24 protein-coding genes and 1 pseudogene are annotated in these 22,735 nt (G+C 30.9%); 12 read left to right on the forward strand and 13 right to left on the reverse strand.

Annotated elements, in window-relative coordinates; genetic code table 11:
- Positions 1-33: 33 nt before the first annotated feature.
- A complete protein-coding gene (locus B2G86_RS06225; RefSeq protein WP_078357268.1) occupies positions 34-915 on the reverse strand; it encodes a hypothetical protein in 882 nt (293 codons plus the stop codon).
- Positions 916-1,244: 329 nt separating this feature from the next.
- The gene (locus B2G86_RS06230; protein ID WP_078357269.1) at positions 1,245-1,889 is read right to left on the reverse strand and encodes a FusB/FusC family EF-G-binding protein; all 645 of its coding nucleotides are present in this window, start codon (positions 1,887-1,889) and stop codon (positions 1,245-1,247) included.
- Positions 1,890-2,115: 226 nt separating this feature from the next.
- On the opposite strand from B2G86_RS06230, the gene B2G86_RS06235 reads away from it, so the two are divergent.
- Positions 2,116-3,141 (forward strand): hemolysin family protein, encoded by a 1,026-nt coding sequence (locus B2G86_RS06235; RefSeq protein WP_078357270.1) that lies wholly within the window; start codon positions 2,116-2,118, stop codon positions 3,139-3,141.
- Positions 3,142-3,222: 81 nt separating this feature from the next.
- On the opposite strand, the pseudogene B2G86_RS06240 reads toward B2G86_RS06235, so the two are convergent.
- A pseudogene (locus B2G86_RS06240) lies at positions 3,223-3,653 on the reverse strand (hypothetical protein); the annotation flags it as partial.
- 162 nt (positions 3,654-3,815) lie between these two features.
- Here B2G86_RS06240 and glpT point away from each other — a divergent pair.
- Positions 3,816-5,177, forward strand: coding sequence for a glycerol-3-phosphate transporter (glpT, locus tag B2G86_RS06245; protein ID WP_078357271.1), 1,362 nt, complete (start codon positions 3,816-3,818; stop codon positions 5,175-5,177).
- Between the two features lie 241 nt (positions 5,178-5,418).
- A complete protein-coding gene (locus tag B2G86_RS06250; RefSeq protein WP_078357272.1) occupies positions 5,419-6,327 on the forward strand; it encodes a helix-turn-helix transcriptional regulator in 909 nt (302 codons plus the stop codon).
- 47 nt (positions 6,328-6,374) lie between these two features.
- On the opposite strand, the gene B2G86_RS06255 is transcribed toward B2G86_RS06250, so the two are convergent.
- The 3 genes from B2G86_RS06255 to B2G86_RS06265 form a co-directional block, all read right to left on the reverse strand.
- Positions 6,375-7,415 carry an NAD(P)/FAD-dependent oxidoreductase gene (locus B2G86_RS06255; RefSeq protein WP_078357418.1) on the reverse strand — a complete coding sequence of 347 codons (1,041 nt, stop codon included), beginning with the start codon at positions 7,413-7,415 and terminating at the stop codon, positions 6,375-6,377.
- Positions 7,416-7,585: 170 nt separating this feature from the next.
- Positions 7,586-8,518 carry an aldo/keto reductase gene (locus tag B2G86_RS06260; RefSeq protein WP_078357273.1) on the reverse strand — a complete coding sequence of 311 codons (933 nt, stop codon included), beginning with the start codon at positions 8,516-8,518 and terminating at the stop codon, positions 7,586-7,588.
- Between the two features lie 14 nt (positions 8,519-8,532).
- Positions 8,533-9,363 (reverse strand): aldo/keto reductase, encoded by an 831-nt coding sequence (locus tag B2G86_RS06265; protein ID WP_078357274.1) that lies wholly within the window; start codon positions 9,361-9,363, stop codon positions 8,533-8,535.
- 233 nt (positions 9,364-9,596) lie between these two features.
- On the opposite strand from B2G86_RS06265, the gene B2G86_RS06270 reads away from it, so the two are divergent.
- From B2G86_RS06270 to B2G86_RS06285, 4 genes are all read left to right on the forward strand, one after another.
- A complete protein-coding gene (locus B2G86_RS06270; protein ID WP_078357275.1) occupies positions 9,597-9,806 on the forward strand; it encodes a hypothetical protein in 210 nt (69 codons plus the stop codon).
- 401 nt (positions 9,807-10,207) lie between these two features.
- Complete coding sequence (locus tag B2G86_RS06275; RefSeq protein ID WP_078357276.1) at positions 10,208-11,422, forward strand: NupC/NupG family nucleoside CNT transporter; 1,215 nt, start codon at positions 10,208-10,210, stop codon at positions 11,420-11,422.
- Between the two features lie 85 nt (positions 11,423-11,507).
- Positions 11,508-11,996 carry a DUF1648 domain-containing protein gene (locus B2G86_RS06280; RefSeq protein WP_078357277.1) on the forward strand — a complete coding sequence of 163 codons (489 nt, stop codon included), beginning with the start codon at positions 11,508-11,510 and terminating at the stop codon, positions 11,994-11,996.
- Positions 11,997-11,998: 2 nt separating this feature from the next.
- Positions 11,999-12,556 carry a DNA-3-methyladenine glycosylase I gene (locus B2G86_RS06285; protein ID WP_078357278.1) on the forward strand — a complete coding sequence of 186 codons (558 nt, stop codon included), beginning with the start codon at positions 11,999-12,001 and terminating at the stop codon, positions 12,554-12,556.
- Between the two features lie 656 nt (positions 12,557-13,212).
- Here the strand turns inward: B2G86_RS06285 and B2G86_RS06290 are convergent.
- On the reverse strand, positions 13,213-13,653 hold the full coding sequence (locus B2G86_RS06290) for a MarR family winged helix-turn-helix transcriptional regulator (protein WP_078357279.1): 441 nt from the start codon (positions 13,651-13,653) through the stop codon (positions 13,213-13,215).
- A gap of 226 nt (positions 13,654-13,879) precedes the next feature.
- On the opposite strand from B2G86_RS06290, the gene B2G86_RS06295 reads away from it, so the two are divergent.
- Positions 13,880-14,638, forward strand: coding sequence for a threonine/serine exporter family protein (locus B2G86_RS06295; RefSeq protein WP_078357280.1), 759 nt, complete (start codon positions 13,880-13,882; stop codon positions 14,636-14,638).
- Positions 14,639-14,648: 10 nt separating this feature from the next.
- Complete coding sequence (locus tag B2G86_RS06300) at positions 14,649-15,113, forward strand: threonine/serine exporter family protein (RefSeq protein ID WP_078357281.1); 465 nt, start codon at positions 14,649-14,651, stop codon at positions 15,111-15,113.
- A gap of 71 nt (positions 15,114-15,184) precedes the next feature.
- Here B2G86_RS06300 and B2G86_RS06305 read toward each other — a convergent pair whose 3' ends face one another.
- Genes B2G86_RS06305 through B2G86_RS06315 form a run of 3 tightly spaced genes read right to left on the reverse strand, consistent with a single transcriptional unit; the run spans position 15,185 to position 17,854 of the window.
- The gene (locus B2G86_RS06305) at positions 15,185-15,628 is read right to left on the reverse strand and encodes a YtoQ family protein (protein WP_078357282.1); all 444 of its coding nucleotides are present in this window, start codon (positions 15,626-15,628) and stop codon (positions 15,185-15,187) included.
- Between the two features lie 32 nt (positions 15,629-15,660).
- Positions 15,661-16,884, reverse strand: coding sequence for an Nramp family divalent metal transporter (locus B2G86_RS06310; RefSeq protein WP_078357283.1), 1,224 nt, complete (start codon positions 16,882-16,884; stop codon positions 15,661-15,663).
- Between the two features lie 28 nt (positions 16,885-16,912).
- Complete coding sequence (locus tag B2G86_RS06315; protein ID WP_078357284.1) at positions 16,913-17,854, reverse strand: agmatinase family protein; 942 nt, start codon at positions 17,852-17,854, stop codon at positions 16,913-16,915.
- Positions 17,855-18,007: 153 nt separating this feature from the next.
- Here B2G86_RS06315 and B2G86_RS06320 point away from each other — a divergent pair, with 153 nt between their 5' ends.
- Positions 18,008-18,850 carry a hypothetical protein gene (locus B2G86_RS06320; protein ID WP_078357285.1) on the forward strand — a complete coding sequence of 281 codons (843 nt, stop codon included), beginning with the start codon at positions 18,008-18,010 and terminating at the stop codon, positions 18,848-18,850.
- 79 nt (positions 18,851-18,929) lie between these two features.
- A complete protein-coding gene (locus B2G86_RS06325) occupies positions 18,930-19,259 on the forward strand; it encodes a hypothetical protein (protein ID WP_078357286.1) in 330 nt (109 codons plus the stop codon).
- A gap of 68 nt (positions 19,260-19,327) precedes the next feature.
- Here the strand turns inward: B2G86_RS06325 and B2G86_RS06330 are convergent, their stop codons facing one another.
- Both B2G86_RS06330 and B2G86_RS06335 read right to left on the reverse strand, forming a co-directional pair.
- Positions 19,328-19,885 carry a TetR/AcrR family transcriptional regulator gene (locus B2G86_RS06330; RefSeq protein WP_078357287.1) on the reverse strand — a complete coding sequence of 186 codons (558 nt, stop codon included), beginning with the start codon at positions 19,883-19,885 and terminating at the stop codon, positions 19,328-19,330.
- A 270-nt stretch (positions 19,886-20,155) separates the two neighbouring features.
- Positions 20,156-21,055 (reverse strand): ABC transporter substrate-binding protein, encoded by a 900-nt coding sequence (locus B2G86_RS06335; RefSeq protein ID WP_078357288.1) that lies wholly within the window; start codon positions 21,053-21,055, stop codon positions 20,156-20,158.
- A gap of 137 nt (positions 21,056-21,192) precedes the next feature.
- Between B2G86_RS06335 and B2G86_RS06340 the strand changes: the two genes are divergently transcribed.
- Complete coding sequence (locus B2G86_RS06340) at positions 21,193-22,092, forward strand: DNA-3-methyladenine glycosylase family protein (protein WP_078357289.1); 900 nt, start codon at positions 21,193-21,195, stop codon at positions 22,090-22,092.
- Positions 22,093-22,147: 55 nt separating this feature from the next.
- On the opposite strand, the gene B2G86_RS06345 is transcribed toward B2G86_RS06340, so the two are convergent.
- Positions 22,148-22,564 carry an OsmC family protein gene (locus B2G86_RS06345; protein ID WP_078357290.1) on the reverse strand — a complete coding sequence of 139 codons (417 nt, stop codon included), beginning with the start codon at positions 22,562-22,564 and terminating at the stop codon, positions 22,148-22,150.
- Positions 22,565-22,735: the final 171 nt, after the last annotated feature.

The raw sequence follows: 22,735 nt of genomic DNA on the forward strand, positions 1-22,735 counted from the left end.
CGCTAAGACAAAACTTTGTCTTAGCGTTCATTTTTAGTCGCCAATGTAATTAAGGTAGTAAACATGATCTATAAACTTTTGGGTAAGTTTATCTTCATATTTATTTGCTATTTTCTCAAGAGTATTTTCATCTAAAGATATATTGTTACTTATATAATCTTGATAATGTCCAATTTCATGCGCTAATATTCTTAGAGTGTTTAAGTCACTATCAAAAAGTGACATTTCTTTTTTTAATTGTGCATATCTATATGTAGAAACGACAATTTTTGGATAAGTGAATAAAGAAGTTGGATGTTGAAAATAACCTTGAGCATCTTCGAGTTCACTAGATGTAATATGAATATTAACTTTTAAAGGAAAATTCAATTCTTTTTTAATAAAATCTCTAAATTGTAAAAAAGCGTGCTTTAAATGATTATTTATTCCTGAATCGAATTTCATCGTAAGTCCATCTTTATAGGATATAGAACACTTATTATGATTAAATAAATATTTAAATGTTAAATAATTGCTGATGCGCATAATGTTATCTTCATAACAATCAAAATGACTAATTAGATCTTTATATGTAATATGTTCAAAACTTAAAATGTAGAAATGCGCTATATGATAATTTAAATCAAATATAATTTCAGATAATGCATATTCTAAGTCATTTACAATAATGTTATTTCGTTTCTTAGTAACAAGATATTCTTCTATATTATACAAAGAATAGTATATATTTCGATTATCAAAATCTATTTGGCAATCAGATAGTTGACCGTATGAATATACGGGTGAATCATGGATAATAATTTTAATATTTTGGTCTAATAATTTTTTATTACTATTAATCCATTCAATATAACTTGTAATACTTTTAACTAAATTTACGTAATTACTTTGATTAACTATTCTAATTTTATTCATCTCTTTTTCTTATTTGATCCTTTAGTTTTTTTTACCAAAGTTTCCATATTACACTCCCTCCTTTTATATTTTATTATCTTTAAATTACAAATATTGTCAAATGAAATTCGGAATAATCATGACATTTTTCGCATCGCACTTGTAACACTTTGTAGTTGTATAATATATGTTAAGTAGTAGAAAGTTAATTTACAGCCAATAAAAGTAATTACCGGCCCAAAAATGAGATGAGTTGTAGATTAAGTCCATGATTAATCTACGACATCCTAAAAAATCAACAATATACAAGAAAAGGCAGGGACAAATTAATTTGTCCCTGCCTCTTATTATTATTTTGTTTTTACTGTGTGTATAAATTCATACAATCCGTCAAGTTGATCGAGTTGTTGGTTACATCTTTCGCTATCATGACAAATATAGTTGCCGTTTTTAGTATATGTTCCGTCGCCTTTTGATTTAGTCGTAGATAAGAACATAGAAACATTTGATTCTTTCTTACATATGCTACAAATTCCAGGTTTAATGGTAGGTGATAATTCTCCTGACACGCCTGTCAATTTATCATTTTCATACATTATAATAAATTTCTTTTGTTTTCCTGAATCATTCCATCCTATATAAGATGACTCTTTCAAATCAATGTTATCCCAGTCTGGTTGTTTTAACTTCTTAGTTTTTATAAAAAGTTTTTCCAATTGTTTACTTGATGGTTGTTCAAATGGGATGACATAGTTTTTAAGTCCGAATAACAATTTCTCAATTTGAGCTCGAGAAATTCTTTTATTCATGATTATATTTGTGAATTCTTCTATTTCAGTATGCTTTTCACTAAAAAGTTGTGAAATATGGTCATACGTAATTGCTTGGAAAGTATCGATTGTTTTGAAATCATTGACTGATTTATAGACATTAAATAATTGTTCTGATTTTTCTTTTATACTTACGAATTGATATGGTTTTATATAATTATTCATAAAAAATCCCTTCTTTAGTTAATTTGCTCGTTGGGTATGAATAATTGTAGAGAACATGACACATTTAGTAGCATCTTAAGATCCCTCCTTATCAAAAACTAGTATAGTCCTTTATCTCAATTATTTCAAATGTATAATATTATAAAATTTATTCGAAATAGTGTAAAATTTAAAGACAACCAAATATGGTTGTAATTTTTTATTATATGGAGGAATTAAATAATAATTGGGAACTACAATTAGTTTAATCACGTTTATTGTATTACTCGCTTTAACTGGATTCTTTGTTGCGACTGAATTTGCAATTGTAAAGGTTAGGTCATCTAGAATTAACTATTTAGCAGAACAGAATTATAAGAACGCTCAACAAGCTAAAAAGGTAGTTGACCATCTTGATGAATATTTAGCGGCATGTCAGCTAGGTATTACCATTACAGCACTTGGAATTGGTATGGTTGGTGAATCAACATTTGAGTTTATTCTGCATCCACTATATAGTAGCTTTGGATTATCAGAAACTGTTATTCATGTCTTAACATTAGTCAGCGCTTTTATTATCGCAACATATTTACATGTTGTAGTAGGTGAAATGGCGCCAAAGACTATCGCAATTCAAAAAGCTGAACAAGTTACATTGTTCTTTGCAAGACCGATTATACTGTTTTACAAATTATTATATCCTTTTATTTTTATTTTAAATGGGTCTGCAAGAATGATATTGAGCTTATTTGGTATGAAACCTGCGAAAGAGTCTGAATTATATCACTCTGAAGAAGAACTGAAGATGCTGATTAAAGAAAGTCATCAAGGTGGAGAAATTTCATCAACAGAACTAGAACAAATTAATAAAGTATTTATTTATGATGAACTTGTTGTCAAAGATTGTATGATTTCCAAAGAAAATGTGACAATGATCAATAGTAATTCTAGTCAGCAAGAAGCTATTCAATTTGTGAAAAATGGATATTATACGAGATATCCAGTGTATCAAAATCACAAAGCGAACATTATTGGTTATTTACATGCGAAAGACTTATTGAAAGACAACATACAAGATATAACTGAATTGATTCATGAAATTATATTTGTCAAAGAGGCAGACGCCATTCAAAACGTATTAGATAAAATGAAAAAACAACGTGCGCATATCTCAATAGTTCGCAATGATCATGGTGAATTAGTAGGTATGATTACAATGGAAGACATACTTGAAAATATTGTCGGCAATATTGAAGATGAACATGATAAATAAACGTAAAGAAGAGGCAGAGGCAAATTAATTGTCCCTGCCTCTTATCATTGTATTGGCAGTAGATGACTGGATTGAAAGTACGCTTATATCATGAATTAAATAAATGATTAAATGTAGAATACCTATCCCTATAATGTAAGAGAGTAAATGTTTGATCCAACTTTTCGCATATAGTTTAGCATTGCGAATCCACTGGGTTTCTCAGGTTTGCTACCTTCTTTCATAGCATAATATTTGAACCTATCATCTGCACACTTTATCATACTTTTTCCAAATACAAGGGATACAGAAATATAGACTGCTGCAATTGCATGTGGCGTTTCAGCTGTTGCACCATTCATTAAATCTACACTTGTTGTTATAAGTAAAATTAAATCTATAACAGGTGTAAGTGCTAGACAGAATAATCCGAGTGCTTTCTGCTTTAATATATATCTACTGACTAAGCCGAGTAAAATAACTACCCAAAAAGCTACTTCACAAAATATAATAAGCCATATTATAAAATTCATGATTGTTCCTCCTGTTTAAGTTAGCTTAATTATCCTTTATTTTGTAAAATGTTACAAATTTCATTGACTTTAATGTATACAATATCTATGATGAAAATACAATTAATAAATTTACAAAAAGTTTACAATCCTTACAAATAATTAACATTAGGAGGGGTAACTATGGCAAATTTCTTGAAACCAGCCAAGCATATTGATCCACTACCAGAAGAACAGGTGGATGATACATACAAGAAATTAAGACTACAAGTCTTTATAGGGATATTTCTTGGTTATGCTGGTTATTATTTATTAAGAAAGAACTTTTCACTTGCTATGCCTGCTTTAATTGATGAAGGCTTCACTAAGACAGAATTAGGGTTTGCTTTATCAGCAATTTCAATAGCATACGGATTCAGTAAATTTATCATGGGTACAGTGAGCGATAGGAGTAATGCAAGAATATTTTTAACGTTAGGTTTAGTATTAACCGCTATCGTTAATTTATTAATGGGGTTTATTCCTGTATTAACTTCAAGTGTATTTATTATGTTTATCATGCTGTTCTTAAATGGGTGGTTCCAAGGTATGGGATGGCCGCCATCAGGAAGAGTACTCGTACATTGGTATAGTGTAAGTGAACGTGGTGGCAAAACAGCTATATGGAACGTTGCGCATAATGTTGGTGGAGGATTAATGGCACCAATCGCATTGCTCGGTATTTCTATAACTGGAACACTATCGTTTGGTTATTTAAAAGGATTTGAAGGTGCATTTATTTATCCAGCTATTATCGCATTAATTATTGCAGTAGTGTCATACATTCTTGTTAGAGACACACCTCAATCAATGGGTTTACCACCTATAGAGGAGTATAGAAATGATTATCCTAATAAATCACAACAAACATTAGAAGTTGAACTTACAACGAAGGATATTCTGTTTAAATACGTATTAAATAATAAATGGGTTTGGATGATTGCAATTGCCAATATTTTTGTTTATTTCGTACGTTACGGTGTACTTGACTGGGCACCAACTTATTTAAATGAAGAAAAAGGGTTCGATTTAAATGCTTCCGGTTGGGCATACTTCTTATATGAATGGGCTGGTATTCCTGGTACTTTATTATGTGGATATATATCAGATAAAGTGTTTAAAGGTAGAAGGGGACCAGCAGGATTTATCTTTATGCTAGGTGTCACAATAGCAGTTATCATATATTGGTTAAACCCTCCTGGAAATCCGTTAGTTGATAATATTGCATTAATTGCTATTGGATTCTTAATTTACGGTCCAGTTATGCTTATTGGATTACAAGCTCTGGATTATGTCCCTAAAAAAGCAGCAGGAACAGCTGCAGGATTAACGGGATTATTTGGTTATCTAGGTGGAGCAGTAATGGCTAATATTATTATGGGGTTAATAGTTGATAAATTAGGATGGGATTCAGGATTCTTATTATTAACGATTGTTAGTATACTAGCTATGTTGAGTTTCATATTTACTTGGAATAAACGTGGACAAGAAGTAGTTAAATCTTAAAAAAATATATAGCACGCCCGAAAAGGTAGACTTTATGGTCTATCTTTTAGGGCGTTTTTATTATGTGTATATCGTCATACAATATATAAAATTAAAAATCTGATAATTTTGGTTTTATATATTTACTCATTAAAGTTTTCCAATTATAATATTATTGTTGTAATTAAATATTTTATATTATATTTTGCCAGGAATGATTTTCAAATGTACAAAAAGATTAAAATTAATTAGGAGATTTGTTGTGAGAAATATATATGAAATCAAATACCTAAAGCGTTCTGCCACTAAATACCGTAATCATGTTGGGGTTTCTTTTTTTGTAGTGCTGAAAGGAAAAGCTATGATTACAGTCAAAGATGTGAGCACTTTTTATGAGGAAGGTGACACATTTATTGTAAAGCATAATGAGTGTTACAAACTTGATGTAAGGGAAGGGAATATCGTCGTACAAATACATTTTTACAAATCATTAATTGAAACGATGGTTCCTGAATTATTATGTAATCATAGTCATGTGACAACACAATCAGAAATGATACCGTTAAGAAATCAACTTATATATCTTTGTTCTTTATATTTAACACAAGAAAATGACCGGAATTTTAAAATTATGAAGCAAATCATTGCTATATTAGAAATTTATAAAGGACAATTGCATATAGATAACGAAGATAGTTCGAATATGTATAAAGATGTTAATCCGATTATTGAAGAAATTAGAAATTATATTCATGAACATTATAATGAGCGTATTACAATTAATACATTTACAAACAAATATCGTTTGTCTGAATCTTACTTTTCTAAAATGTTTAAAGAACAATTGGGTGTTAATTTTAAAGACTATTTAACAGATATTAGATTACTAAATAGCATATATGATTTAATTCATACTTGTGAAAAGATCATAGATATATCTGAAAAGCACGGTTTCTATAATGTGTCCGCATATATTCACGCTTTTAAATTATATTACGGTGTCACTCCAAAGAAATATAGAAATATGATACAAAATAAACATGCACAATTTGAGAGACAAAACTTTTTTAATGAAGTGGATAATGAAAGAAACCTTACTTTAGAAGAAATTAAATTTTATTTAAGAAAGTTTAAACAAAAATATACAAAAACGCTCTGCATATACGCTTAATATAAAAAAGGGCTGAGACACAAATTGTCTCAGCCCGTAGTTTGAACTTATGATTGTGCGATATAATTTTTGATTATGTCTTTGTTCTTTTCTTTAAATACATCATTATGACTTGAAACACGACCACCTTCTTGTGCTTCAGGATCGATATAACTTTTAGCTAAGTTTGCTGCATTAGCTGCATCTGTAAAGCAAGCTGCTATTAAATGTACTTTTGCTTCGTGTTTAAGGATGTCTCCAGCTCCAAATATACCTGGAACAGAAGTTTTGCTGCTTCCTAAGCCTTCTATAAAGAAATCATTTACTAAGTTAATTTTCGTTTGTGCATTGTGGAGTAATTCTGACTCATAATCAAATCCGTGACTAATAATTACTTCATCAACTGGTAAGATTTCTTGTTCTTTTGTTTCAACATGTTCTAATACAACTTCTGAAATAATAGGCTTGTCTGGGTGACTGTTAAGTTGTTTAATTGTCATACTCGGCTTTTTAGTAATGTTGAGTTTATCTAATAATTCACGCATATGTTCATGACCGGAAATTTCATCTTTTCTATAACAAATCGTGACACTTTTCGCATATTCAGATAAATCACATGCCCAGTCTAGTGCTGAATTTCCAGCTCCAGAAATAAGAATATGTTTATCTTTAAATTTTTGAATAGATTGGACTACGTAATTCAAATTCGAAAGTTCAAAGCGATCAGCACCTTCAATATCTAGCGTAAGTGGTTTGATTATCCCACCACCAACAGCAATAATAATAGATTTTGAATGGTATTCATTCCCTTTTTCTGTATATAAAATAAAATGTTGTTCTTCAACTTTTTTGATATCGATAACTTTTTCTTCTAAGCAAACTTCAGGTCCAAAATGAGTACCTTGTTTCACTAAATCTTCTATGACTTCATAGCATGGTTTTGGAGCTATCGCGCCAATATCCCAAATGATTTTTTCAGGGTATACATGCATTTTGCCACCTAGTTTATCTTGAAAATCTAGAATTCTGACGCTCATTCCCCTTAACCCGGAATAGAAACTCGCGAATAAACCAGCAGGACCTCCGCCAATAATCGTAACGTCTGTCATATTCATAAGTCATGATTCCTCCTATACTTCTACTTGGTTTCATTATCCTACATTTGCGAATGATAATCAATATCAATAGAAGAAATGTTTTGTTATTTTAATTAAACACATTTGTGAGATAAAAGAAAAAGCTGAGACAATTATTTTGTCTCAGCTTTGAATGGTGTGAATTATGAAATTGGGAATAAAGATTCTATTTGTTTAATGTTGTCTTCAGTTAACTGAACATCCAATGTTTTTAGGTTATCTATTACTTGCTCATTTCTTTTAGCACCAGGAATAATAACATCTAATGAAGGTTTAGTTAAATAATAGGCAAGTACAATATGTGCAACATCGACGTTGTGTTCTTTAGCAATATCTCTTAGTTTATTAACTTTTTTAAGATTTTCTTTGAACTGTTCACCTTGGAAATCAGGTTTACTCGCTCTTAAATCATCGAATGTTGTATTTTCGTCATACTTACCAGCAAGTAACCCTGCAGCTAATGGGAAGTATGGTATAAATGTAATGTTATGTTCAGCTGTATATTCTAAAATATGTTCATTTTCACGATTTAATAAGTTATATTCATGTTGAATTACGTCAACATTTCCATTTTTATTCGCTTCTTTTAATTGATCCAAAGTAAAGTTAGAAACACCAATTGCTTTAATTTTGCCTGCTTCTTTCAATTCTTGTAATGCAGCAACAGCTTTATCTTTCGGTGTTTCTTCATCTGGAAAGTGAATATAATATAAATCTATATAGTCAGTTTGTAATCTTTTAAGGCTATTCTCAACTTGTTCTTTAATGAATTCTGGGTCATTAGAAAGTTTCGTGTCGTCTCCTTCGAAATAATGAGCACCTTTAGTAGCGATAACAACATCTTTTCTATCGTATTCTTTAACAACTTCACCTACAAGTTCCTCTGATCTGCCTGGACCATAAATAAAAGCTGTATCTAGTAAAGTGACACCATTATCAATAGCAGCTCTGACAACATCTTTACCTTGTTCTTCATTGAGGTTAGGGTATAAATTATGTCCTCCTACTGCATTCGTTCCTAAACCAATCGGATTGACTTCAATATTTGATTTACCTAATTTTGCTAGTTTTGCCATTTGAATCGCTCCTTTTAAAATTCTTCGTGAGTTGCTGGGTCTTGGCCTTTAAGACGTCCATCTTTCTTTGTTAATGAATCAATTTCAGCTAAGTCTTCTGATTCTAAATAGAAATCAAAGATATCTTTGTTCTGTATTTGTCTGGCGATTGATGTAGATTTAGGAATCGGTACTACACCGTTTTGTACATGCCATTTCAAGATAATTTGTGGAATCGTTTTATTATATTTCTTAGCAATTTCTCCAATTTTCTCGTCGTTTATTACTTCTGATGCACGACCTAATGGACTCCATGCTTCTATTATAATGCCTTTTTCTTTGTGATATTCTAGTACATCTTTTTGATTAAAGTAAGGATGTAACTCTATTTGATTAACTGCTGGTAATACGCCTGTTTCTTTTTCTAGTGTTTCAATGTGTTCTTCTAAGAAATTACATACACCAATAGATTTAATGAGTCCAAGTTTTTGAGCATCAATGAGTGCTTTCCATGCTTCGACATACTTACCTTGTTTAGGATTTGGCCAATGTATTAAATATAAGTCTAGATACTCAACACCAAGTCGATATATTGACTCTTGGATAGCAGTGATTGCTTGATCATAACTATGATAACGTCCTGGTAATTTAGAAGTTACAATAATTTGATCTCGATCTACGTGACTTTCTTCTATTGCTTTTCCAACTGTACCTTCATTCTCATAATTATATGCAGTATCAAGAATTCGATAGCCATTGTTCAAGGCATTTACAATTGCACGTACTCCAGTTGATCCATTCAGTTTATATGTACCAAATCCAACTTGTGGTAATACTTGTCCGTCATTTAAATGATAATTTTCCATGAAAAATGCCTCCTATTTAAAATGTAAAGTCTCTACATTTGTAAACTATATCATATCCTTTATAACGTACTTTAGTAATCAGCTTACTTCAAAAATTTCAAATCAAAAATTTCTTTTTTAAAATTTTAGTAAAACGTATTGAATTCATAGAATGAATGTAGTAATATGAGTCTCATTGCGAAAGACAAGTAGCTAATAGCTAGAGTCATATTATGGAGTAAAGAAGGGTTAGAATGGAGCGCGTATGTGTTATTTCATTAAGCATTGTAGATGCGATAATGATACTCATGTTGTTGCTGTTTAATACAATGATAATATCTAATATTTATGTGTTAACAGTTTATGCTTTAATCATGGTACTGGTTTCTGGTTATATAGTGTATTTAGCTATAAGTATGAAATGTGATCAATCTATTAATCAATTTGATCAATATTCAAATTAATAATAATTAACGAGTATATGATAATAAATGATAAGAGGTAAGGACAATTTAATTGTCTTTGCCTCCTATTTTTTATGAAAATTATTTATGTCCCATGATTTTTTCATTGTATGGAGTTGATATTGAGTATGTCGTAGATTAACTAGTGACTTAATCTACAACTTGGTTAAACTCTTCGATTAACGTCCGACTTAATCTACAACTTAGTCAATCTCTTCGATTAACTCCCGACTTAATCTACATCTTATTTCATTTTTTCAAAAAACTTATTTATCTCTTTGCCTCTTATTTTTATTTATTATAAAAAATTGTAAAAGTGACTTTAAAATGTAGTAACATACTTTTAATTTGCATGTTATAATAATGTTGATTTTAATAATAAAAAAGGGTGGACAAAAACAATGTTTCTAATCATCAATATAATTGGTTTGTTGATATTCATTGGTGTCGCTTTTCTTTTTTCTAGGGATAAGAAGAATATTGATTGGAAATCTGTTTCAATACTAATCGTAATTAACTTAGTATTAGCATGGTTCTTCACTCAATTTTCATTTGGAGCAAAATTCGTTAAAGGTGCGGCTGATGGTGTGTCGTGGCTTTTAGAATCTGCTTTTTCGGGAATAGGATTTGCATTTGGTAGCTTTACAGCACCAGGACCAGGGAATATGGATATGGCAGTTTCAGCGTTGCTACCAATTCTACTAGTTGTACCAGTATTTGATATTTTAATGTATTTAGGAATTTTACCGAAATTTATTTCAATTTTAGGTTGGGTTATTTCAAAAGTAACAAGACAACCTAAGTTCGAGTCATTCTTCTCGATTGAAATGATGTTTTTAGGAAATACAGAAGCTTTAGCAGTATCATCTAAACAGTTAACTTCTATGAATAAAGTTAGAGTACTGACAGTTGCAATGATGTCTATGAGTTCAGTTTCAGGTGCAATTGTTGGTGCATATGTCACAATGATACCGGGGGAATATGTATTAACTGCTATACCATTAAACATAATTAATGCAATTATTGTAACAACTATTTTAAATCCATTTGATTTAGATCCAGAAGAAGATGTTGTAGCTGAGATAGACGAAGGGGAAAGACAACCATTCTTCTCATTTTTAGGGGATTCAGTAATCAATGCAGGTAAACTTGTATTAATCATTATCGCGTTTGTTATCGCGTTTGTTGCAATCGCAGACTTGATTAATAAATTATTAGGTATTATGGATCCTATTCCATATTTACCAAACATAAGATTAGAGTACATACTCGGTATCTTTATGTTCCCATTTGCAATTTTACTCGGTATGCCAGTTGGCGAAGCTTGGGTAGTTGCTCAACAAATGGCACTTAAAATTGTAACAAATGAATTTGTTGTGATGAGTACAATCAGTAAAGAGATAAGTGAATATTCAACACATAGAGCGGCAGTAATTAGTACTTTCTTAGTATCATTTGCTAACTTCTCTACAATTGGTATGATAATAGGAACACTCAAGGGCATTGTCAAAGACGATGTATCTAATTTTGTATCTAAATATGTACCAATGATGCTGCTTTCAGGTATTTTAGTATCACTGTTAACAGCTGCATTCGTTGGATTATTTGCTTGGTAAGCTTAATAAATACTTATATAGATTAAATTTAAAAGCAACAAGCACATTTAATGTACTTGTTGCTTTTTTATAAGGGGGAGATATCATGCTCAGACGTGTGCTAGATATTTCAAGTATTGTTATGTGGTTATTTTCTATAATATTAATTATAATTAATTTTGACGTATTGCCCGATAATATACCAAGTCATTATGATTTTGCAGGTAATCCAGATGCATGGGCAACAAAAGCATTTATCTTTTTTATGCCAGCATTAGGAATATTTATCTGGTTAATATTACATACTATTGTAAGTAGACCTGAATTAGATCAATACATACATGTTCCATCACTTTATGGTAAGCCAAACGAAGAACAAATAGAAAATGCTAAATTACTTATTTATTTTATAAAATTTGAAATTATGGCGTTATTTACATTTATCGTAGTTAAAGATTTATATACAGCATTGGGGATGCCTTTTAAATTAGGCGTTTGGGAGGCAATTTTAATATTAAGCGTATTTGGAATTACAATTATAATATTTATGATTCGAAATCATAAGTTAGATAAAAAATATGGAATGAGTGATTAAGCATGACTGAATGCACGTGGCCAAGTAGTGATTTAATGAAAGTATATCATGAAAAAGAATGGTGTAGAATAAATAAAGATGATCAATATATATTTGAAATGCTTTCTTTAGAAGGCGCTCAAGCAGGTTTGTCTTGGGAAACTGTTATACAAAAACGTCATGCATATCAAGAAGCATTTAAACAATTTGATATCGAAAAATGTGCACAATTAACAGACGATGAATTAGAGGAAATTAGAACAGAATATAACGTTATAAAACATAAAGGAAAAATCAAATCCGTAAGAAACAATGCATTATTAGTGCAAAACATTCAGCAACAATATGGAAGTTTAGCAAACTTTTTATGGTCTTATGTAGAGGGCAAACCTATAATCAACGAATGGCATAATACAACAGACATACCAGCTGAAACAGAACTTTCAATTAAATTAAGTAAAGACTTAAAAAAAATTGGATTTAATTTTGTCGGTCCAAAGATTGTCTATTCATTTTTACAAAGTATAGGTATTATTGACGATCACATTATCACATGCCCATATCATAGTTATAATAGGTAAGAGAGTGTGAGTGGTAGTGCAAGGGACTAAGGGACAAAATTCTGAGAAATGTCCGTAAGAGGTGTTGTTAGAGACAAAATTCTGAGAAATGTCCGTAAGAAGTGTTGTTAGGGACAAAATTCTGAGAAATGTCCGTAAGAGGTGTCGTTAGAGACATAATTCTGAGAAATGTCCGTAAGAGTGGTTGTAAGGGACATAATTCCGAGAAAAGTCCGTAAGGGGTAGTATCTAAGGAGCACAATTCGGAATTCTGCCAGTAAGCGCAATCTAAGGAGCACAATTCAGAATTCTGCTAGTTAGCACAATCTAAGGAGCACAATTCAGAATTCTGCTAGTTAGCACAATCTAAGGAGCATAATTCAGAATTCTGCCAGTAAGAACAATCTAAGGAGCACAATTCAGAATTCTGCCAGTAAGCGCAATCTAAGGAGCACAATTCGGAATTCTGCCAGTAAGCGCAATCTAAGGAGCACAATTCAGAATTCTGCTAGTTAGCACAATCTAAGGAGCACAATTCAGAATTCTGCCAGTAAGCACAATCTAAGCACACTCTAATCAGCATTATTAGAAAAAGCAGTAGAAATTCAATGTTTACAATGAATTTCTACTGCTTATTAAATATTAAAAGACATTATACAATGAGGTAGTTAATTAATTTATTCTGATATGTCTTTGTTAAGAGTTGTTTGTATGAATTTTTCTATAGAATCTCTTAATTCTAAAGAATTCTCAGAGCCTACTTCTAATCCTTGAAATACTTTTACGATTTCTTCTGAGATTTCAGATTGTGTTTCAATGCCTTGTTCAGTTAGTGAAACGCGTAAATTTCTTTCATCATTAATCGCTCTTTCACGGTTAATGAATCCTTTTTCTTCTAGTTTTTTTAATAATGGTGTTAATGTTCCAGAATCTAAATATAGTCTGTCGCCTAAAGTTTTAATATTGATGACTTCGTTTTTATCTATAGCTACAAGAACGATATAACCTGTATAAGTTAAGTTATATTTCTTCAATATCGGTGTATATTTTTTAATAAGCTCTTTTGACGCAACATATAATAAGAAACCAAGTTGTTTGTTGATTGGTGGTGTTTCCATTTTATTTTCCTCCTTACGTCAAAATTAAGCCTATTATGAAATTAATGTAAAGTCAAGTTGTATCGTAAATGTTCATAAAATAGAAAAATTTAGCATATTAAATGTAGTTTTTGAAAAATATTTTGAAATCCCAAATTTTTTTATTTTTATTACTTTTAAAGTTAAAATGTAATGTTATATTTGATATTCTTATATAGATGTAACTAAGAAACGAGGTGTGTATAGTATGAATCAAAAAAAGCATTCAAAAGAATTAGTTCAAGAAATAGTGATGAATGCGGGTCTAGTTCTTTTAGAAGCGGGTTCAGAGGCATTTCGTGTTGAGGATACGATGTTTAGAATGGCTAAACGTCTAGGATATCCTAATAATCAATGTTATGTAAGTTCAACTTTTATAAATTTTGCTTTAGATATAGATGATAATATAAGAGTTTATAGAGTGAAAAAGAGAGATACTAATTTAGGCAATATTCATCGTGTAAATAATGTATCGAGAATGTTAGAAAAAGAACAAATATCGGCAGAAGAGGCTTTAAAGAGAATACTTACTATACATAATTCACCATATCCATATTCTTTACCATTTAAAATGGTTGCTGCAGGGCTTATATCAGTATTTTTCCTATATTTATTTAGTGGAATTAAAGAAGATATCATCGCAACTTTCATTGCCGGCGCAATAGGGTATTGTATCGTAGAGTTATTACATTCATGGACGAATGTGAAGTTTATAGCAGAAATAGTTGCTGCTAGTGTAATTGCTTTAATAGCTATATGGAATCAAATCATAACTGGTGGGAATACAGTAAATATTTCAATAATATCTGCAGTCATGCCTATTGTACCAGGGGTATTAATAACAAATGCGATACAAGATTTATTTCTTGGACAATTGTTAGTTGGTATTTCTAAAGGTTTAGAAGCAACATTTACTTCAATAGCGATAGGAGTAGGTGTAGGCGTTGTATTATTAATTTTCTCTTGAGAGGTGAGTTATGATAATAACAATAATATTAAATATTGTATTTAGTTTTGGAGCATCTTTATTATTTGGCGTATTATTTAATTCACCTAAATACTTGTTAGTACCTGCAGGAATAGTTGGTGCAATAGGATGGATGGCATTTCAATCAAGTCTATTATTTAATGATTCAGATGTACAATCTTCATTTATAGGTGGTTTCTTTATTGGAATCATGAGTCACTTTATGAGTAAGCGATTCTTTTCGCCAATTATTTTGTTTATCATTCCTGGAATTATTCCACTTGTACCAGGAGGAACCGCTTATGAAGCAATTAAAAATTTAGTGCTCAATGACTATCATGAAGCTTTGATAACAATGATTAAAGTAGCTTTAATATCAAGTTCTATTGCACTTGGGTTGCTCATAGCAGATTTATTATCAAAAGTTTATTTTAAATATAAGAAACAAATGAAAATGAAAATGAAATTGAAATGATGAATAAAAAGGAGTGGAACAGAAATCTATTTTTTAAAACTAGATTTCTGTTCCACTCCTTTTTAAAATTTTTACTCATAAATGTACTTAATAACATCTAATGCTTGATCGACTGTTTCTACAGTGACATTAGCTTTGTTGGATAGTTCTTTTAATGGATGGATTAAGTCTGTTGGACGTACAAGAATCAATGGTTTGTTGAGTGCAACTGCAGTTGATGCATCCATAGCTGTATTCCATTGTTTATATTTTTCTCCAAATAAAGCAATTACGATGTCTGCTTTGTTCATCAATACTTGTGTACGCAAATTATTAATGTCTGATGCTGCGTTATCTTTATAATAATTGTTTGGCTGTTCTCCTAATATGGCTTCACCTACATTATCAGAACGATCATGATTTGTTTGTGGCCCAACAAAAGTTAATGGTAAATTACTTTCTTGTGCTTTTTGGGTGATTTCTTCTCTCCAATTATCATGTATTTGTCCTGCTAGATAGACTGTTAATTTTGTCATAAAATATTTCATCCCCTATAAATTCTTGATAATTAACTCATGAAACTTTGAATAGCATCTATTAAACTATAAATACCTAAGAACGAAACGACTAAAACAACGAATATTCCAATGATATTAAGCACGATGCCATTTGCAAATTTGCCCATCATATTTTTCTTGTTCAAGATAATAAAAATTAATACTGCAATAAGCGGTAATATAATACCATTTAATGCTTGAGCAATTAATAATACTTCTAATGGTTCAAATCCAAGAGAAGAAGTAATTATGCCGATAAATATCACGATAGCAAAGACTAGTCGATATTTTTTACTCTTTAGGCCACCTTTCCAGCGAAGACAACTACTTATAGTAGCTGCAGCACCCATAGGAGAGGCAATGGCAGATGATAAACCTGCAGAGAATAAACCGATACTCATAAATAATGGAGCAAAATCACCAAGTATTGGTTTAAGCGGTTCAGATAATTCAACTAAACTCTTAACTTCTCTGCCTTCTATTAATGTACCTGCAGTTATTAGAATGGCAGCTGAAATCAGACCGCCTAGCCCAATAGCTAGAATTGTATCTGTTCTAACGATTTTTAAATCTTTAACACCATTAAAACGTTCGTGAATAGACGTCGCATGTATGAAAAAGTTATACGGAACGACTGTTGTACCAATTAACGCAATCACTGTTAGAAGTGATCCATTAGGTATGCTTGGTACGAATGCCCCTTTAAGAACAGCACCAAAATCTGGTTGAATAACAATTACAGTTGTTATAAAAATAACACCCATAATAAGAACGAGCACGGTCATGACTTTTTCTATTAAATCATAACTTCCTTTTAATCCTATTAATAAGATGATAATACCGATTACTGGTGCGATGATATGTTCAGGTATATCAAGTAAGTAGGCAGCACCTAAAGAAGTACCTAGTAAATCACCAGATATATAAGCGGCACAACCTACTGCGACAGCAACCATACTAAACCAAACAGTGATGATTTTTAGGAGGTGATGATTAAAAATATCACGTATGGCTTCACCTAAACCTTCATTTGTAACGAGTGCTAATCGAGCAACCATCTCTTGTAATGCAATTGTAGCAATAATTGAGAATAACACTGCCCAAAGTAGACTATAACCAAACCCGGCTCCACCTTGAGTCATAGTCGTAACTGTCCCTGGTCCCACAAATGAAGCGGTTATAATCATGCCAGGACCAAATATGCTGAACTTACTTCTTTCTCTCTGTTCTGCCATATGAATCCATCCCTTCGTATGTCAGGCATTAAATTTTATTTAAGTATTTAATGTGTCCGGCTAATACATAAAGCACAGCTGTTGATACAAAGTGAGATGAATTTTGGTTAGCATCTTGCATAGGATAGACTTCAACAAAGTCCATACCTACAAGGCCTAATTTACCAAATTCGTATATCATAGTAAGTAATTCGTAACTTGTCAGTCCGTTACCATCAACTGGACCACCTGGATTAAATGCGAAATCTAATACATCACTGCAAATTGTTAAGTAAACAACATCTACATCTTTACTAGCTTGTGCATAGATATCTCTTGCAAATTTTCTTAAATCTGACGTTTCTTTGATTTCGTTAATCGTGATCGTGACAGCACCATTTTCTTTAGCGAATTTACCAGTTTCAGGCTGATTTCGAGGTCCGTGTATACCAGTATGAATTAAACTTTCATTACGAATGCCTTCAGTTTCATACAACCTCATAAATGGTGTGTTTCGTGCAAATCGTTCGTTTTCATAGTGTGGCATATTATCGTAATGTGCGTCTAAGTGAATAATACCTACTTTTTTTCCGGTATTTGTTAAACCTTTTAAAATTGGATATGTAATACCATGGTCTCCGCCTAATCCAACTAAAAATTTATTAGAGCGCCATAAATCTTCTGCAAATGTCTCAATATTATTTACTGTTTGTTCAACATCATGAGGTACAGTTGAAACATCTCCAACGTCACCGATTGATAAATGTTGATTAACATCTATATGATCTAATTCAGGGAGATAGCCACTATATCTAGCAGATGATAATCTGATTTGTTTAGGGCCTAATTCACACCCCGTATAGTCTCCCCATGTGCATGGGCCTTCGAAAGGTACACCATATACGAGAACATCTGTCGAATAATCTTTTTCTTTAGTTAAATTTTTACCACCTAAAAAGCAAGGCGTATTTCCATAAATTCGTTCAGTCATTGTAAAAGGACTCCTTTCAACTAGTTAATGACCATTATATAAAAGTAAACAAACGTTTTCAAATTTTTCTGAATATTATCTTTGAAATAGGGAATAATAATTTTAATAAATTTAGTATTATTTATTTAATTGAGTTAGGAGGGATTTATATTAATGAAATATAAATTTTTATTCATCATTGCGACGATACTACTTTTATCGGGATGTAGTATTACTATAGGAGATCCACCAAATAAAAATAATCATAATAAATCATCTCAATCAAAAAATAATAACAGTAATAAGAGTGAATCAGCTCCGAAAATTGATATTTTGTCACAAGATTTTTCAGATCATTATATGAATGAAAATCATGTAACGGGGTATAAAGGTATGATGAAAACGATGAATAAAGAGAATATAGAATCAAAGTTTGGGCAGGAAGAAGATGTGCGTAACTTCTTAGGTAGAGAAGGGCATGTATATGGAAATTTCATGGTCATGTACTATTTGAGTGAAGGTAGACCAGTAGAACAATTTAGTATTGTTCCTACAGACCATGTAACATATAAAGAATTTATAGACTTTCATGGTGAGCCAGCTCAAGATTTAAGAACGGGACAAGGCCATTCATTTGTTATTTATAATAATACGCCGAACAATGGATATCAAATTGCAGTATATACAAACGGGAATGACGATAATGATAACATTCAATATATTATGCAATATCCTGATGACTTTGAATTTGTAAATTCTAGTGAAAATCAAGATACTGTCATAACGAGAGATAACGTGTTTGATGCTGTAGAAGCATTTGAAGGTATAGATAAAGTGGATACAGATGAAACAGTTTGGAAAGAACCAGAGAAACATGGAGATAAATTTGGTTTTTCATATACGAGTAAAGATGGGGAATTATTAGGATCATATAATGTGAGCGAAGATGGTTATGTAGAATCATTTGATGAAGAAGGCAAAAAAATTAGAGCAGGTTACATTAATTTAAATAATTGATAGAACGTCAATCATAATATTTGTTTCATACTCTATTTATTTCGTACAATAGAGAGAGTAATGAATGGAGGTTTCAAGCATGAAATTAAATGAAATTGATGAAAATGAATTATATCCTACTGAAAAAGTTGGACCAAGCGTATTAGGTACAATCATATATAAAGTAGGAGAACAAACACAGTTTAAAGGTGCATACATTACAACAAACGAACGTGTAATTATGAGTGTTGATATGAATGGCGAACCTTATAAAAGAGTATTTAGTTATCAAGATATTAAAGCCGTAACAATAGAAGACAAAGGCGTATTATTTATTGAATTCCCTCAAGGTAAAGTTGCCATGATAGATATAGAAGAAGGTAACAAAGAAGAATTCAAAGATTATGTAAATAATTTAGTCCAAAAATAAAACAGTGGGATAGCATTCCACTGCCAATATAATGATAAAAGGCTGAGACAATTAATTGTCTCGGCCTTTTAATTTCCTTCATTTAAACTAATGATATTAATTTCATTAAATATTTCGTCTAGCTTTGAGTAGTCTAAGTCGCCTTGTAATGAATCAGACCAATGTATGATGGCTGATAAATTTGAACCATAAATATATGGAAGTAGAGATTGTGGTATATGGGTTGGGGTTGCGACTTTATCAATATTATTTTTGAAATCTTTACTAAATACTTCTATGAAATACTTAATAAGTTCATCCATAAATTCTTTATCATTATTCATTTGTTTTTCAAATACATCATTTAATTTATTTACGAAAGATTTTTCCATAGATTGAAATGGTTTGTGAAGTCGATCATAAATATCTAATATGAAGAACTCCTTAGTATTTTCTTTTAATGCATATTGTAATAAATCAATTTTATCCATAAAATGTTTATAAAAAGTTGTACGATGAATGAGAGATTTATTGCATATTTCATTAACAGTGATATCAGAAAAATTTTTAATAGTTAATATTTCGAGTAATGTGTCATTGAGCGCTTTTTTAGTTTTGATGACACGTAAATCAGTTTGTTTGGCCAAGATAAATCCCACTCCTTTTTTATACAGTGTATGCATAAATGTTTAAAAATGCAAAAAATAAATAGATGAATTATAATTATAGGTAATGTTGTATAGGAGCGTGAAGCTCTGAATCGATAACGCACGAAGACTCCAGAGATATCGTGCGATTCAGGGTAAATCTGGTCAAAACGCACGAAGACTCAGAAGATATCGTGCGATTCAACACATATCATATTAAATATAAAATAATGAGGCTAGGACACATTAAATGTCCTAGCCTCCTATTTATTATTTTGTTAGCATATTTTTTAAATACTCAGTTTGTTTCTCTATTGAAATTGGGTCTGAATACATAAATTCATTTTTTGGATAATAATAAACATGATCTTCTTTAACTGCTTTTGTGTTTTTCCAAATGCTACCGTCGATTAATGAAGAGGTTGGTTTTTTACCGTCTTCAGTTGGTATGAGTAAATAATCACCTGTATATTTGCTGAAGTTTTCAAATGAAGTTGTTAACCAGCCTTCTTTTGGTATATCTTTTTCTGCGGCTGCTGGGTGTTTAAATCCAAAGCCTTGATAGATGACTTCTGAACCTCTGCCAAAGTTTTTACCTATTAAAGTTAATTCTTTTGGACCAACTTCCATAATCGAAACTGTGCTATCTTTACCGATTTCTTCTTTTACTGTTTTACCTTCTTTAGACATTAAGTCTTCTAATTCTTTTACTTGTTCTTTTGCTTTATCTTCTTTACCTAGTAATTTCCCGATTTCAACGTGCACTTCTTTAAATGTACGTTTACTATGATCAAATGGAACTGTAGGTGCTATTTTTTCGAATTTTTTAATTTGAGGATTTGCGTTATACGTGATGATTAAATCAGGTTTTAATTTTGTTACAGCTTCGATGTCTTCTGATCCAACGCGTTTAGCATCTTTATCGTCTACATATTTAGATTTAGGGAAATCAGCGTCTGTCCCAACTGGATCTACACCAAGCTTTTGGAAGCTACCTTGATCCGTTGTTAATACAACAACTCGTTTTGGCTTATCTGGAATTTCAACAGTTTTACCTTCGTCTGTTTTGTATTTATGTGTATTACTTTTTGATGAATCGTCATCTTTATTTCCACAAGCTGCTAAAATAAGTAACAATGTAGTGATTAATACGAATAATTTTTTTGACATATTTTTCTCTCCTAATTGGTAATTACTTGCAATTATAACATGTAATTTCTATGAATTGATTTTATGTTTTAAAATTTCTAATTTGTTTATTAAAAACATATGATTCATAATATGAGTAATTAAGGAAGTGATGCTTTATGGAAGAAATTAGAATTGAGTGTCCAGATATTTTCGACTATGAACAATGTTTAGCTTATTTAAAAAGGGACGAAAATGAAGTGCTCTTTGATATAGTGGATGACAAAATTTATCGTGCAATAAAGATTGATGATATTAAATTGTTGTTGTCTATTTCTTATGAACGCCACTATTTAATAGTAGAAATTTTAAATGATATATCTATCTCACCTGAAAATACAGAAAGGTTAGTAAATTTTATTGAAGAATGGTTTGATTTTTCTGCAGATTTATCTTTATTTTATCAATATGGTAGAAAAAATGAGATATTGGAACCTTTAATAAATGAATTATATGGATTGAGATTAATCAGAATACCTGACTTTTTTGAAGCTATTTCCTGGGGGATAATTGGACAGCAGATTAATTTAACTTTTGCTTATCAACTGAAGAAGAGATTAGTAGAAAGTTATGGTGAAAAAATGACGTTTGAAAATAAATCATATTATATTCACCCAACAGTTGATGTGATATCCAAAATTACTGTAAAAGAATTGATGGATTTAAAATTTTCTAGAAGAAAAGCTGAATATTTAATCGATGTAGCAAAGATAATCCATTCACAAATGTTAACTAAAGATATGTTATTGAATATGGAAGATAAGGTAGAAATTGAAAAAACACTTGTTAATATTAGAGGCATTGGGCCGTGGACTGCACATTATGTCATGATGAGGTCAATAGGTGTTAAGAATGCTTTTCCTATTGGAGATGTTGGTTTACAAAATGCTTTGAAAGCTATATTAAATTTAGAGCAAAAGCCTTCAAAAGAACAAATGATTGCTCTGAATAAAGGATGGGAAATGTGGAGTTCTTACGCAACATTTTATATTTGGCGAGCACCATATATTAAAAAATAACAGTTTGGATAGGGAAACCGTTTAATAACGTAGATCCCAGTCCAAACTGTTTTTTTTATAAAGTTTCCTCTTTACCATTAAATATAAGTTTCGGTTCAATTGTAGCTTTTAGTGAATGTGCAACTGTACAATATTTTTCTACACTTAATGTAATTGAGCGTTTTAATTTTTTTAAATCAACTTCGCCTTCAACATCAAAAATTAAATTTACATGTTTAACTGCACGAGATGTTATATCTTCTCTTTCATCATCTACAGTAATTTCCAATTTCGTAACATTGGCTAATCGTTCCTTCATAAGATTTGTAACATCTATTCCCGTACATCCAGCTAAACCACTTAACATTAATTCAACTGGTGAAGGGCCATTATCATCTCCACCAGATTCAGTAGGGGCATCAGAAACTATATTATGACCGAATTTTGATTGTGCTCTAAAAGTTTTCTTACCTTGCCATGTAGATTTAATCATAAAGATAACCTCCATATCATTCATATTTGCTTTAATTGTACCAACTTAAAGTAAGGCACACTAGTAAATTGTCTATAAATGAACATTAATTAAATAGCTTGTAGTATATCTATTTTCAAAGTCTTTAACTTTTTATAAAGTTTTTTTGTTTTATGTCTTATTGTTCATATT

It is taken from the genome of Mammaliicoccus fleurettii (assembly GCF_002018435.1).
Classification (GTDB): Bacteria; Bacillota; Bacilli; order Staphylococcales; family Staphylococcaceae; genus Mammaliicoccus; species Mammaliicoccus fleurettii.

Coding starts and splice junctions, on each gene's coding strand:
- B2G86_RS06280 (WP_078357277.1), top strand. CDS start 11,508: ATGCTCAGACGTGTGCTAGATATTTCAAGTATTGTTATGTGGTTATTT.
- B2G86_RS06290 (WP_078357279.1), bottom strand. CDS start 13,653: ATGGAAACACCACCAATCAACAAACAACTTGGTTTCTTATTATATGTT.
- B2G86_RS06340 (WP_078357289.1), top strand. CDS start 21,193: ATGGAAGAAATTAGAATTGAGTGTCCAGATATTTTCGACTATGAACAA.
- B2G86_RS06300 (WP_078357281.1), top strand. CDS start 14,649: ATGATAATAACAATAATATTAAATATTGTATTTAGTTTTGGAGCATCT.
- B2G86_RS06255 (WP_078357418.1), bottom strand. CDS start 7,415: ATGACAGACGTTACGATTATTGGCGGAGGTCCTGCTGGTTTATTCGCG.
- B2G86_RS06320 (WP_078357285.1), top strand. CDS start 18,008: ATGAAATATAAATTTTTATTCATCATTGCGACGATACTACTTTTATCG.
- glpT (WP_078357271.1), top strand. CDS start 3,816: ATGGCAAATTTCTTGAAACCAGCCAAGCATATTGATCCACTACCAGAA.
- B2G86_RS06260 (WP_078357273.1), bottom strand. CDS start 8,518: ATGGCAAAACTAGCAAAATTAGGTAAATCAAATATTGAAGTCAATCCG.
- B2G86_RS06315 (WP_078357284.1), bottom strand. CDS start 17,854: ATGACTGAACGAATTTATGGAAATACGCCTTGCTTTTTAGGTGGTAAA.
- B2G86_RS06270 (WP_078357275.1), top strand. CDS start 9,597: ATGGAGCGCGTATGTGTTATTTCATTAAGCATTGTAGATGCGATAATG.
- B2G86_RS06305 (WP_078357282.1), bottom strand. CDS start 15,628: ATGACAAAATTAACAGTCTATCTAGCAGGACAAATACATGATAATTGG.
- B2G86_RS06265 (WP_078357274.1), bottom strand. CDS start 9,363: ATGGAAAATTATCATTTAAATGACGGACAAGTATTACCACAAGTTGGA.
- B2G86_RS06295 (WP_078357280.1), top strand. CDS start 13,880: ATGAATCAAAAAAAGCATTCAAAAGAATTAGTTCAAGAAATAGTGATG.
- B2G86_RS06345 (WP_078357290.1), bottom strand. CDS start 22,564: ATGATTAAATCTACATGGCAAGGTAAGAAAACTTTTAGAGCACAATCA.
- B2G86_RS06230 (WP_078357269.1), bottom strand. CDS start 1,889: ATGAATAATTATATAAAACCATATCAATTCGTAAGTATAAAAGAAAAA.
- B2G86_RS06275 (WP_078357276.1), top strand. CDS start 10,208: ATGTTTCTAATCATCAATATAATTGGTTTGTTGATATTCATTGGTGTC.
- B2G86_RS06325 (WP_078357286.1), top strand. CDS start 18,930: ATGAAATTAAATGAAATTGATGAAAATGAATTATATCCTACTGAAAAA.
- B2G86_RS06225 (WP_078357268.1), bottom strand. CDS start 915: ATGAATAAAATTAGAATAGTTAATCAAAGTAATTACGTAAATTTAGTT.
- B2G86_RS06335 (WP_078357288.1), bottom strand. CDS start 21,055: ATGTCAAAAAAATTATTCGTATTAATCACTACATTGTTACTTATTTTA.
- B2G86_RS06310 (WP_078357283.1), bottom strand. CDS start 16,884: ATGGCAGAACAGAGAGAAAGAAGTAAGTTCAGCATATTTGGTCCTGGC.
- B2G86_RS06285 (WP_078357278.1), top strand. CDS start 11,999: ATGACTGAATGCACGTGGCCAAGTAGTGATTTAATGAAAGTATATCAT.